The sequence below is a fragment of the Aquabacterium sp. genome (assembly GCF_041909175.1).
Classification (GTDB): Bacteria; Pseudomonadota; Gammaproteobacteria; order Burkholderiales; family Burkholderiaceae_C; genus Aquabacterium.
Map to the genome: position 1 here is coordinate 1 of NZ_JAYRDZ010000007.1, position 12,251 is coordinate 12,251.

Here is a 12,251-nt window from a genome sequence, read left to right on the forward strand (position 1 = left end):
TAAGCCTGATGACCATAGCGAGTTGGTCCCACTCCTTCCCATCCCGAACAGGACAGTGAAACGACTCAGCGCCGATGATAGTGCGGGTTCCCGTGTGAAAGTAGGACATCGTCAGGCTATTAATGCAAGAAGCCCGACCAATTGGTCGGGCTTTTTTATTTTTGCGGTCTATCTCAAGGCAGGTGATCGCACCTATATTTGAAGCGGGCTTCGGGCTGATCCGGTATAGTGATCCCATGTTTGACGTGCTGGTTTATCTCTACGAACACTATTGGCGCTCGGATGCATGCCCCGACTCCGACATGCTCGCGCGTAAGCTGTCAGCTGTCGGCTTTGAGGCCGATGAGATCAGAGAAGCGCTGGCCTGGTTGGATGGGCTATCTGAGGCGACTCAGGATCAGGGCATCGATCCGGCAGACTCCAGCATTCGAGTCTACTCTGGCGTGGAGTTGGAGCATGTTGGGCCTGAGGCGCTTGGGTTTCTTCGGTTCCTGGAGTCGGCTGGCGTTTTGTCGCCAAGGATGCGAGAGGTCGTACTGGATCGCGCTCTGGTTGTGCCAGGTGGCCCGATTGCCCTGGATGATCTGAAGGTCATCGTCTTGATGGTGTTCTGGAGTCTGGGGGAGGAGCCAGACGCGTTGATACTTGACGAGTTGTTTGCTGACGATGAGTGTCGGCAGATCCATTAAAGGCGCCCCTTCAGGGCGCTTTTTTCATGCCGGCCATGTCTGCTGTGCAGCGTTGGTTGCTCGTTGATCGTCTCAAGGCGGCGGGTGTTCTGCCGTAATACAAAACGGGCACCGCTCGATTTGCAAGGCATTAGGTTTATGAAGATGACGAAGCGCCACGGACACTATTCGCCTCCATTCAAGATTGCCGCGCACATGGCTGTTCTTTTTGCTGTGGTGTTGCTGTCTGGCTGTGACCAGCTGGGCATCGATACGCCTCAGAAGGAGCGCGAGCGGGCGGAGGCTGATGCCAAAGCGATTGGTAGCGCGTGTCGGCATGCTATGCGTGCAATTGAGGACTGCTATGTGCTGAATCCTAAGGCTGAGAAGTCGGCGGTCTTCGCAGGGTGGCGTGAAATGGACGAGTACATGCGGGAAAACAAGTTGGACGGCGTCGCACCGGTTGTTCCCCGGCCCGCGCCTGCCGCATCGGCGCCGGCGAAAGCATCGGATGCAGAAGATGATGACACGGAGGACTCAACGCCTGAGGACAAGAGTGCTTCGTCAAAATCCAAGGCTGATAGCAAGAAGTCGGCGCACTGAATGGGTCATGACGCCTGAACATGGGAGTGGCTGGCCTCGTTGTGTAGCTCGATAACTTTCTACAATAGAGAGTTATCTGAACAATCACCCATACGCTGGCACACCATGAACATCATCCGTCTCGAAGATCTCGTTTCACAGGGCAAAGTCAAGGATCAGCGCGTTTTCATTCGCGCAGACATGAATGTTCCTCAGGACGATGCCGGCAACATCACGGAAGACACGCGCATCCGCGCGTCTGTGCCAGCGATCGAGATGGCGGTGAACGCCGGGGGCGCGGTGATGGTGACATCCCATCTAGGCCGCCCTACAGAAGGTGAATTCAAGCCAGAAGACTCTCTGGCACCTGTCGCGAAGCGATTGGGGGAGTTGCTCGGCCGTGAAGTGAAGCTCGTGAGTAACTGGGTTGACGGTGTTGACGTCAAGCCCGGAGAGGTCGTTTTGCTTGAGAACTGCCGTCTCAACAAAGGTGAGAAGAAGAACAACGAGGAGCTGTCACGCAAGATGGCCGCACTGTGCGACATCTATGTGAACGACGCATTTGGTACCGCCCACCGTGCAGAAGGTACTACCTACGGTATCGCCCAGTTTGCCAAGGTGGCCTGTGCAGGACCTTTGCTGGCGGCAGAGATCGATGCCATCACCAAGGCACTGGCAGCGCCCAAGCGCCCGTTGGTCGCGATTGTGGCTGGGTCGAAGGTGTCGACCAAGCTGACGATCCTGCAATCGCTGGCGAAGAATGTGGATGGCTTGATCGTCGGCGGCGGCATTGCCAATACGTTCATGCTGGCAGCCGGCATGAAGATCGGAAAATCCTTGGCAGAGCCGGATTTGCTGGGCGAAGCGACCGCCGTGATCGCTGCGATGAAGGAGCGTGGTGCGGAAGTGCCTATTCCTGAAGATGTGGTGGTGGCCAAGACCTTTGCCGCTGACGCACCTGCAACGGTGAAGGCCGCTTCGGATGTGGATGATGACGACCTGATTCTGGACATCGGGCCCAAGACGGCTGCCAAACTGGCGGAGAAGCTGATGGCTGCAGGCACCATCGTGTGGAATGGCCCCGTCGGCGTGTTTGAATTTGACGCGTTTTCGCATGGAACCGAGGCCATTGCTCGCGCGATCGCCAAGTCAAGCGCATTCAGCATTGCTGGCGGAGGCGACACGCTGGCTGCCATTGCCAAATACGGTATTGAAAAGGACGTGGGCTACATCTCTACAGGTGGCGGGGCCTTCCTGGAGGTGCTGGAAGGCAAGACGCTGCCAGCGTTCGAGATCCTGAGCAAGCGCGCCTCTGCTTGATTGCTTGCTCGCGTGATGAAAAAGGCCCCTCATGGGGCCTTTTTCTTTGGCGGAGGAATATGTACGGCTGGCTCAGCGGCGTGCAGTGGCGCCAACGTAAAGCGCATTGCTGGCAGCGATGGGGTCACCGTCTTCTCTCAGTCGTGCGACCCACGGCTGGTAGCTGGCCACGGTCGGCTCGTCCCAGGGGTGGAATGCCGGGTGCAGGTATCGGAAGTACTTTCCCATCATGGGCATGAACACGCCGCCAGGCTTGTATAGCCACCACAAGCCTTTGACCCAGATGTTCAGCCGCTGGCGAGGGGTGAATCCGTCCACACGCAGCATGTGCCGCATGATCCTGAAGACGTGGAAAGGGAACAGGATGGTCACCAGGAGCATCGCGCGTACGCGGTTGCTGTAGCTGCCTTGTGCCGCGTCACGCAGGACGTCAAACGCAACAGCCTTGTGTTCCATCTCCTCCATGGCGTGCCAGACATACAGGGCGCGTATACGCTCGTCAGCGCCTTCAAATACCTCGGGCCTTTCGACGAATGCGTCGGCCATGATCGCAGTGATGTGTTCGGAGGCGGCCGTCAACGCAAGCGTGAATTGTCGAGAAGTGTGCCCCCGCATGACCTGGAACAGCCGCTTTTCCTGGCCTGCCAGAATCGCGTCGACATGGACCCCCTGTGCCTTGAGACGGTCGTTGTATTGGGTGTGAAGGATGCTGTGCTGACCCTCTTGGCGGGTGAAGTCACGGATGTCTTGAAGCAGCTTGGGATCGGTGACCCGGTCTTTGAAGTCACGGACACACGTGATGAAGAAGCGCTCCCCCACAGGGAAGAGGGTCGACAGGGCATCAAAGAAACGGGTCTTGAAGGGATCGCCATTGAGCCAGAACCGCGGGATGTCCCGATCCAGTCCGAACTGAAGCTTGTCTCTTGGCACGATGGCTGGTGGGGTGGCGGGGCGCATGGGCTATCTCTTCTCGGGGGCGCTTGTGGTCAGCGGTATACGCGACACTGTAGGCAGCGTGCGGCGACTTGACCAGACAAAGGGGCGACAAAAGGGAAATTTTCGCGACAGGCTTTCCAGGTGGAAACGCGAGGAAACCCGATTTTTGCCGACGTTTCAGGCTCGTTGACGGCGAAATTGGCTGGGTGTGAGTCCAGACCACCGGGCAAAAGCCTGAGTGAAACTGCGGCGATCTGTGAAGCCGAGCCGCTCGCTGATCAGTTCGATCGACAACCGGGAATCCTGAAGCCAGTTTCGAGCAAGCTGATATCGGACGCGAGCCAGGATGGTGCTGTGGGATTCACCCACTTCACGCAAGCGTCGTTGCAGGGTGCGCGCGTGGATGTTGATCTCACAGGCCAGGGCCTGGATGCCTTGGCCAAGGAGATGGCTGCGGGTGAGCAGCAACTGCTCGATCTGTCTGACCAAGGCTGCTGCCGCATCGCTGCGGACTTGCAACACGGCGTCGGCCTGAGCCGCCACCCGCTCTTCGACTCGGCGAGCCGCTTCCTGATGCAGCGCGGGAAAGGCGCCACGCAGTGGCTGATCCAGCAGGCTGCGCTCAAACCACAGCGCATTGATCGGTTCGCTGAAATGCACCGGAATCTGGAAGGCCGCTTCGCAGGTGGTGGCGTCTGCGTGCCGGGCGTGCTGGAATGTGACATGGCCAAACAGGGCCTGACCGCCCAGGAGGATGCGACTGAATTTCAGCAAGGTGGCAAATACCGCTTCGGCGATGTAGGCGGATGCGGTGGCAGGTGGGACCGCACTGCTGAAGTCGAGTACGAGGCGCGCCTGGTCCCGGTGCTCTGAAAGGGTCAGCCGCAGGTAGGGGCTGACGAGTGCAGAGATCCAGTCCAGCGCGCGCGTGGCTTCGCGCAGGGTGGCGCTGGTGGTGATGAAAGTTTCGATGTCGGACAGGTACTCGAAGGCGAAACCCTCTCCGAGCACCACGGGGAAGTAACTGCTGGAGGCGCCGGCGCGGGCGGCCTCGACACAGCGGGTCATGATGCGTCGCAATGTCTGCAGTCGGATCTGCGCCGTCTCAGGGTGAAGTTCGCGTGTGTCGATGCCTTCGTCTTCAAATATCTGCAGGATCGGGACGCCGCACTGGTTGGCGGATCTGATCCAGTTGGTCGCAGTGAGGAAGGGGACGAGGGGATCGAGGGGCTCGGTACCGGTCAGGGGCGATGCATGTGGTGTGGGCGCCTTCATCATGCATCTCCCTCGAAGCGATTCAGCCAGGACAGCACGGCTTGGGCACAGCTGGCAGGGTCTTCCATGGGATAGAGGTGCGAGCCCTCGAGCCAGCTGAGGTGTTGGCCAAAGATCTGGCGTGTGGCGCTCAGCCCGACACGGCGGAGCTCGCCGGAGCGCGTGCCCCCGATGAATGCCGTGGGGCAATGCAAGGGATGGCGGCGCAGGTGTTGCCACAGGTCTCCCGGGAAATGGCGGTAGATGGCCGCCTCGACCTGCCTGTCAAAGCGCAGGTGGCGCACGGATGTGACCGAGTGATCGGCGGTGCCGTGGCTGACATAGGCGTTGAACACCTCAGGGTGGAACGCGGCAAATTTGGGCTTGGCCTGAAAATGCTGGCGGGTCGCGCTGAGGGAGGGCCATTCATGGCAGCGCTGCGCGGCAATGCCGGAGGGCATGACGCGATCGATCAGCCCGGTTGCGCGTGCCAGGTGCAGTGACATGGCGCGCCAGCCGTTCACCAAAGGCGAGTCCAGCACGACGACACCTTGGGCAAGCTGCGGGAAGCGCGCAGCCAGCATCAGACTGAGGTACCCACCCAGCGAGTGCCCCACCAGATAAACCGGGCTTGCCCCTTGTTGCACGATGAAGTCGCGCAACTGCTCGACAAGATGGGGCCAATCTTGCGTGACGGGGTAGCGTGGATCGTGGCCGTACTGTTCCACGGCCTGAACGTTGAACCCTGCTTCGCGCCAATACGCGAACAGCGGCCGATACGTGCTGGCCGGAAAGCTGTTGGCATGCGAAAAAACAATGGTGCGGCAGGGCGCGTCAGAACTCATGGCTAAGGCAAACACAAGGGACGATGGAGGCCATGTGATGGCACCCATGATGGGCCGCAGTGTAATGGGATCGCCACAAAGGCGCGACAAGGCTGGGGCTCCCCCCGTCAATTCCCGTGTTGGGCTCGGCGGAATGGTGGGACACTGTGTGTGTCACCACTACCAAGGCATCTGCCTCGCTGAGACATGTCACGAGCTACCAAGATCGTTGCCACCCTGGGTCCGGCCTCTTCGACGCCCGAAGTGCTGGAGCGCATGTTGCGGGCCGGGGTCGACGTGGTGCGGCTGAATTTTTCTCATGGCAAGGCGCAGGACCACATCGACCGTGCGCAGATGGTGCGCGATGCCGCTCAGCGTGTCGGCAAGGTGGTGGCCATCATGGCCGACCTGCAGGGCCCCAAGATCCGCGTGGGTAAGTTTGCCGAAGGCAAGGTGATGCTGTCGGACGGGCAGGGCTTCGTTCTGGATGCCAGCCGGACCGAACCTGGTGACGAGCACGGTGTGGGCCTGGACTACAAGGAGTTGCCTCGCGATGTCCGTCCCGGCGATGTGCTGCTGCTCAACGATGGTTTGATCGTGATGCGGGTGGATGCCGTCAAGGGTGAAGCGGTGCATACCACCGTGACCATCGGTGGCGAGTTGTCCAACAACAAGGGCATCAACAAGCAGGGCGGTGGTTTGACTGCCCCGGCCTTGACCGCCAAGGACATGGAAGACATCAAGACGGCAGCGAGTTTCCAGTGTGATTACATCGCCGTGTCCTTTCCCAAGAGTGCGACCGACATGGAGATGGCACGGCAGTTGTGCAATGTCGCTGGAGAGCCGTGGCGTCACCGGCCCGCGCTGATTGCCAAGATCGAGCGCACCGAGGCCATTCCGAACCTGGAAAGCATTCTGAAAGTGTCGGACGGCATCATGGTGGCCCGCGGTGATCTGGCGGTGGAAGTTGGCAACGCAGCCGTGCCGGCCCTGCAAAAACGCATGATCAAGATGGCGCGGGAGATGGACCGCGTCGTCATCACGGCAACCCAGATGATGGAGTCGATGATCGTCAACCCGGTACCCACGCGTGCAGAGGTGTCCGATGTGGCCAATGCCGTGCTGGATGGTACCGACGCGGTCATGCTCAGTGCAGAAACCGCTGCCGGCAAGTATCCGGTGGAGACTGTGCAGGCCATGGCGTCGATCACCGAGGCTGCCGAGGTCGCAGACGAAATCTCCCTGGACGGCGACTTCACCAACAAGACCTTTGGCCGGATCGACCAGTCGATTGCGATGGGGGCGCTGTTCACGGCGCACCATCTGGGTTGCAAGGCCATCATTGCGCTGACGGAATCGGGTTCGACCGCCTTGTGGATGAGTCGGCACAAGATCCATGTGCCGATTTTCGGCTTGACGGCCCAGCCGGTGTCGCTGTGCAAGATGGCGCTGTACCGCAATGTGCGACCCCTGCTGATGCCTTCTTACGAAGACCGCGATGATGCGCTGATGCAGGCCGAATCGGTGCTGGTGGAGCAAGGGGTGCTCAAGCCGGGGGACACCTATGCCATCACCTGCGGGGAGCCGATGGGGCACCCTGGCGGGACCAACATGCTCAAGGTCTGTCAGGTGCGCTGATCAGGCCGCCTCGGCTTGGGTTGGTTGCTGCAGGTAGGCCTGCAGCACGGCCAGCAGTTGATCATCGTGGAATGGCTTGGGCAGGTGGGCGTCCATGCCTGCAGCCAGGCAGCGCGCGCTGTCTTCGGCGAGTGCGGATGCCGTCAGGGCCACGACCGGCAGCCTTGGCAAGCCCTTGATCCGCTCATGCCACCGGATGTGCTTGGTGGCTTCAAAGCCATCGAGAGAGGGCATCTGGCAGTCCATGAGGATCAGGTCTGGCCGGTGTCGGTCGGCACACACGCGATCTACCACGGCCTGCCCGTCGCCCAGGACTTCGACAGTGAGACCCAGTCGGGTCAGCAGGGCCTCGACCACCATGGCGTTGACTTCATTGTCTTCAGCCAGCAGAACATGGCCACGCAAGAGGGCCTCGCCGGTTGCTGGCGGTCTGGTGCCAGGTGCTCCCGGCGCCGCCTTGCGCGCAAGAGGGCCTGAGGCAGTGGCATCCAGGGTGGCGGGAGGCAAGGGCAGGATGACTTCAAAAATGGAGCCGCGCCCTGGTTCGCTGTGACAGGAAATGTCGCCATGCATGGCGTGGCACAGCTCTCGGGTGATCGTCAGACCCAGCCCTGTCCCACCAAAGCGCTTGTCGAGCGCATTGTCGATCTGGTGAAACGGTTCGAAGATGTGTGCTGAGCTCTCTGGCGTCATCCCGATGCCTGTGTCTTCAACCTGCAGGACATACAGATGGGCGGCGCTGTCATCCGGGGCCAGTTGCCGGGCGACGCGCACGGTGATGCGACCGGTGTCGGTGAACTTGATGGCGTTGCCGATCAGGTTGACCAGGATCTGCCTGATGCGAGCCGGATCGCCCATGAGCAGACAAGGGTAGGGCAGGTCGATCACCGTTCGAAGGGTCAGCCCTTTGTCGCGCGCGGTGACCGATGTCAGTTCGGCGACTTCGATGACCAACTCGGCGAGATCGAAGGCCTGCGGCTCGATGGGCAATCGGCCTGCTTCGATGCGCGAAAAATCCAGAATATCGTTGATGATAGCCAGCAGATGCTGTCCGGATTTTTCTACCAGCGACAAACGATTTTGATTGACAGCGTCCAGCGGGGCAGCCTGGAGCATGCGTGTCAAACCCAGCACACCGTGCATGGGTGTCCGTAATTCATGGCTCATGGTGGCCACGAATTGGCGTTTGATTTCATGTCGGCGCTCGGATTCGGCCAAGGCAGATTCTCTGTCCTGAGCAATGCGCGCGGTATAGAACCGCAGTGTGAGCATTTCGCAGATGTGTTTCTGGGCACGCCAGGCGACGGCCATCAGGCTGACCGCAAACAGGGTCAGGCCGATCGCGCCAAAATACCCAGTGGTGTCGTGGCGTGCATACAGCGTGAGGGTGGCCGGCACCAGCATGGGCAGGCAAAACGCCGCATTGAACCGCCAGTTGGGGTGCAATGTGAAGGTGGCTACGGAGGTGATCCCGATCAGCGTGACAAGGATGCTCAGCGAAGTGAGTACTTCCTTGTCGAGCAGGATGACGGCTGCAGCGATACCCCATAAGGCCCCATCCAGGATCAACAGACCCATGGCGGAACATTGCCACCATTTGGTGTAGGGATACCCTGCCTGACGGTGCCATGCCATATGGCCCAGGCGCGCGGCGGAAACCACGACCTTGGATATCACCCAGGCTTCGAGCGCAGTTTCCGCGACATGGGTCTGGAAAAAATAGGCACCGACCACCGCAAACAGGGTGGCCAGGAAATTGGTAGGCGTGGCCATGGCCAGCAACATCCGAAAACGTTCGGACTCGACCTGTTGCCTGAGCGCACGATCCTGACGAATGGCTAGTCTGGCGTTGAATTCGGGGTTCATCGTTCTACTGCTGACCGCGAACATGGCGAAACCGGGCCGAGGCATATTTCGCCGAATCCGACCATTGTTACCGCCATTGCCGCACTTGTGTGAATGGCGTGAAAAATTCACGGGAATATCCGGGGGCGTCTCGTGGGCTCCGGCCACGGTTTCACTCTGGCGGCTGGGCCGTGCTGGGAGCATCCACCTGAGGGGCCGTTGTCGTTTCTGCTCCACAAGCCCAGTAGAATCCGGGCCGATTACCGCATTTCTGTCTACCAACTGGCTTCCTGGGGGTTTCCATGCCACTCGTTTCGATGCGCCAGCTGCTCGACCACGCAGCTGAAAATAACTACGGTATCCCGGCGTTCAACGTCAACAACCTGGAGCAGGTTCAGGCTGTGATGGCGGCTGCCGATGAGGTGGGCGCCCCCGTGATCCTGCAAGCCAGTGCTGGTGCACGCAAATACGCTGGCGAGTCCTTCATCAAGCACCTGATCCAGGCGGCTTGCGAGGCTTATCCGCACATTCCCCTGGTGATGCACCAGGACCATGGCACGTCGCCCAAGATCTGTCAGGGCGCCATCGACCTGGGCTTTGGCTCCGTGATGATGGATGGCTCGTTGATGGAAGACGGCAAGACCCCGTCTTCGTTCGACTACAACGTCGACGTGACCCGCAAGGTTGTCGAGATGGCCCACAAGGTCGGCGTGACCGTGGAAGGCGAACTGGGCTGCCTGGGTAACCTGGAAACCGGTGACGCCGGCGAGGAAGACGGCATTGGCGCAGTCGGCAAGCTGGACCACAGCCAGATGCTGACCGACCCCGAAGAGGCCGCGACCTTTGTGAAGGCCACGCAACTGGATGCCCTGGCGATCGCCATCGGTACCAGCCATGGCGCCTACAAGTTTTCGCGCAAGCCCACGGGCGACATCCTGGCTATCTCGCGCGTGAAGGAAATCCACGCCCGCATCCCCAACACCCATCTGGTGATGCACGGCTCGTCGTCGGTGCCGGCAGAGCTGCTGGCCATCATCAATGAGTTCGGCGGCAAGATGAAGGAAACCTATGGCGTGCCGGTCGAGGAAATCCAGGAAGCCATCAAGCACGGCGTGCGCAAGATCAACATCGATACCGACATCCGTCTGGCCATGACGGGTGCGGTGCGCAAGTTCCAGGCTGAGAACCCGGACAAGTTCGACATGCGTGAATGGATGAAGCCGGCGCGCGAAGCCGCCAAGGCCATCTGCAAGCAGCGCTATCTGGAATTCGGGTGCGAAGGCCAGGCAGGCAAGATCAAGGGCGTGTCCCTGAGCGAGATGGCTGCGCTGTACGCCGCAGGCAAGCTGGCCCAGGTCGTGGCCTGATCGATCCAGGCACGGCGTCTAGGGTTAGACGCCTGTTGCTTCAAGCCGGTAGGGGGTAACCTCTGCCGGCTTTTTTGTTGTTCGGATCACTGCCAGGGAGACACATCGAGATGCTCAAGCTTTACGGCTTCCCGCTGTCCAACTACTACAGCAAGGTCAAGTTTGCCCTGTTGGAGAAAGGCGTGCCTTTCGAGGAGGTTCGCGTCTGGGTGCGTCAGGGGGGTGAGCAGGCGCGCATGTCGCCGCTGGGCAAGGTGCCTTACATCGAGACCGAGCAGGGCGCCTTGTGCGAGAGCCAGGTGATCATGGAGTACATCGAGGCACAGTGGCCCACACCGGCCCTGCTGCCTGCCGACCCTTGGGCCGCAGCCAAGGTGCGCGAGATCCTGACCTACCTGGAGTTGCACGTCGAGTTGTGTATTCGACAGACCTATCCCCAGGCGTTTTTCGGCGCGACGTTGCCGGAGAAGTTGCTGGCGCGGGTCAAGGGGGATTTCGTCAAGGTGCTGGCCGCCTTCAAGCAGCTGGCGGTGTTGGGCCCCTACGTCGCGGGCGATACCTTCACGATGGCCGATTGTGCGGCTTTCGAGCATCTGCCCTTGATGGCGCGCGCGTCGAAGATCATCTATGGCGAAGACCTGGTGGCCGCAGCCGGCATTGATTGGCGAGGCTATGTGCAGTTCATCGAGGCCGAGCGACCGGCGGCCCGCAAGGTGTCAGCCGATCGCCGAGCCGATGCCGAGGCCAGCCTGGCCAATGGCCGCAACAGTGCGACTGCAGCGGCGTCCACGCCGCCCACCATGCCCTGATCGGGCCTGGGTGTGTTTTCGCTGGAGCGGATGCGGGCACAATGTCGGTTTGAGCGAACCTGCTGAACCTTTTTGCGCTGGAAATTGTCATCCATGACTTCTGCCCTGCATACCTCTGCCCTGAATTCCCTGCCTCTGCTTGCCCGTGGCAAGGTGCGTGACAACTACGCGGTGGGCGAAGACCGCATCCTGATGGTGGCCTCGGACCGCATCAGTGCCTTCGACGTGATCATGGGGGAGCCGATTCCGGGCAAGGGCGCGCTGCTGACGAAGATGGCGCTGTTCTGGTTTGCCTTGCTCAAGGATGTCGTGCCCAACCACCTGACTGGCGAAGACCCGGTGAGCGTGGTCAAGCCGGAAGAGCGCGCGCAGGTTGAAGGTCGCGCCATGCTGGTCAAGCGCCTCAAGCCCCTGCCGGTGGAAGCCGTGGTGCGTGGCTACCTGGCGGGCAGCGGCTGGAAGGAATACCAGGACAACGGCATGGTGTGTGGTGTCCAGTTGCCGGCTGGTCTGAAGAATGCCAGCAAGCTGCCCGAGCCCATCTTCACGCCGGCCACCAAGGCCGAGATGGGTGACCATGACGAGAACATCAGTTTCGACAAGATGGTGGAGATCATCGGCTCCGATCTGGCCGAGCAGGTCCGTGCCGTGTCGATCAAGCTGTACAAGACTGCCGCCGACTTTGCCCTCACCAAGGGCATCATCATTGCCGACACCAAGTTTGAATTTGGTCTGGACGAGCACGGTACCCTGACGCTGATGGACGAAGTGTTGACGCCTGACTCATCGCGTTTCTGGCCGGTTGAGGGCTATGAAGCCGCTTTCCAGGCAGGCGCCAATCCGCCCAGTTACGACAAGCAGTTCCTGCGTGATTGGCTGGAACAGGCTACCGTGGGCGGCCAGCCCTGGAACAAGAAGGCCCCGTCGCCGGCCTTGCCTGCCGAGGTGATCGCGCACACGGCGGCCAAATACCGTGAGGCCCTGGAGCGCCTGACCGGGGCCTGATCC

The 12,251-nt window shown here is 60.5% G+C and carries 11 protein-coding genes and 1 rRNA gene; 8 read left to right on the forward strand and 4 right to left on the reverse strand.

Translation table 11 applies throughout. From position 1 onward, the window contains the following. The first annotated feature begins 4 nt into the window (after nt 1–4). The 4 genes from rrf (at nt 5) to ACE3PH_RS11435 (ending at nt 2,570) form a co-directional block, all read left to right on the forward strand. Nucleotides 5–117 (forward strand): 5S ribosomal RNA (gene rrf / locus ACE3PH_RS11420). 119 nt (nt 118–236) lie between these two features. After that, nucleotides 237–689: a DUF494 family protein gene (locus tag ACE3PH_RS11425; RefSeq protein ID WP_374319021.1), complete on the forward strand. Its 453-nt coding sequence runs from the start codon at nt 237–239 to the stop codon at nt 687–689. A gap of 144 nt (nt 690–833) precedes the next feature. Further along, nucleotides 834–1,271: a hypothetical protein gene (locus ACE3PH_RS11430; protein WP_374319022.1), complete on the forward strand. Its 438-nt coding sequence runs from the start codon at nt 834–836 to the stop codon at nt 1,269–1,271. Nucleotides 1,272–1,376: 105 nt separating this feature from the next. After that, entirely contained in the window at nt 1,377–2,570 is a 1,194-nt protein-coding gene (locus tag ACE3PH_RS11435; protein ID WP_374319024.1) for a phosphoglycerate kinase, read from the forward strand. Nucleotides 2,571–2,642: 72 nt separating this feature from the next. Here ACE3PH_RS11435 and ACE3PH_RS11440 read toward each other — a convergent pair whose 3' ends face one another. The 3 genes from ACE3PH_RS11440 to ACE3PH_RS11450 all read right to left on the reverse strand — a co-directional run bounded on the left by ACE3PH_RS11440 (nt 2,643) and on the right by ACE3PH_RS11450 (nt 5,605). Next, nucleotides 2,643–3,527 (reverse strand): metal-dependent hydrolase, encoded by an 885-nt coding sequence (locus tag ACE3PH_RS11440; protein ID WP_374319026.1) that lies wholly within the window; start codon nt 3,525–3,527, stop codon nt 2,643–2,645. A gap of 156 nt (nt 3,528–3,683) precedes the next feature. Then, complete coding sequence (locus ACE3PH_RS11445; RefSeq protein ID WP_374319028.1) at nt 3,684–4,784, reverse strand: helix-turn-helix domain-containing protein; 1,101 nt, start codon at nt 4,782–4,784, stop codon at nt 3,684–3,686. Beyond that, entirely contained in the window at nt 4,781–5,605 is an 825-nt protein-coding gene (locus ACE3PH_RS11450) for an alpha/beta fold hydrolase (RefSeq protein WP_374319030.1), read from the reverse strand. The genes ACE3PH_RS11445 and ACE3PH_RS11450 overlap by 4 nt, the downstream gene beginning before the upstream one ends. 186 nt (nt 5,606–5,791) lie before the next feature. On the opposite strand from ACE3PH_RS11450, the gene pyk reads away from it, so the two are divergent. After that, nucleotides 5,792–7,222 (forward strand): pyruvate kinase, encoded by a 1,431-nt coding sequence (pyk, locus tag ACE3PH_RS11455; protein ID WP_374319032.1) that lies wholly within the window; start codon nt 5,792–5,794, stop codon nt 7,220–7,222. Here pyk and ACE3PH_RS11460 read toward each other — a convergent pair whose 3' ends face one another. Further along, nucleotides 7,223–9,088 carry an ATP-binding protein gene (locus ACE3PH_RS11460; protein ID WP_374319034.1) on the reverse strand — a complete coding sequence of 622 codons (1,866 nt, stop codon included), beginning with the start codon at nt 9,086–9,088 and terminating at the stop codon, nt 7,223–7,225. It lies immediately after the preceding gene. A gap of 281 nt (nt 9,089–9,369) precedes the next feature. Here ACE3PH_RS11460 and fba point away from each other — a divergent pair, with 281 nt between their 5' ends. The 3 genes from fba to ACE3PH_RS11475 all read left to right on the forward strand — a co-directional run bounded on the left by fba (nt 9,370) and on the right by ACE3PH_RS11475 (nt 12,248). Next, on the forward strand, nt 9,370–10,434 hold the full coding sequence (fba, locus tag ACE3PH_RS11465; RefSeq protein ID WP_374319036.1) for a class II fructose-bisphosphate aldolase: 1,065 nt from the start codon (nt 9,370–9,372) through the stop codon (nt 10,432–10,434). A 110-nt stretch (nt 10,435–10,544) separates the two neighbouring features. Then, nucleotides 10,545–11,243, forward strand: coding sequence for a glutathione S-transferase family protein (locus ACE3PH_RS11470; RefSeq protein ID WP_374319038.1), 699 nt, complete (start codon nt 10,545–10,547; stop codon nt 11,241–11,243). A 93-nt stretch (nt 11,244–11,336) separates the two neighbouring features. Beyond that, nucleotides 11,337–12,248 carry a phosphoribosylaminoimidazolesuccinocarboxamide synthase gene (locus ACE3PH_RS11475; RefSeq protein WP_374319040.1) on the forward strand — a complete coding sequence of 304 codons (912 nt, stop codon included), beginning with the start codon at nt 11,337–11,339 and terminating at the stop codon, nt 12,246–12,248. Nucleotides 12,249–12,251 lie beyond the last annotated feature (3 nt).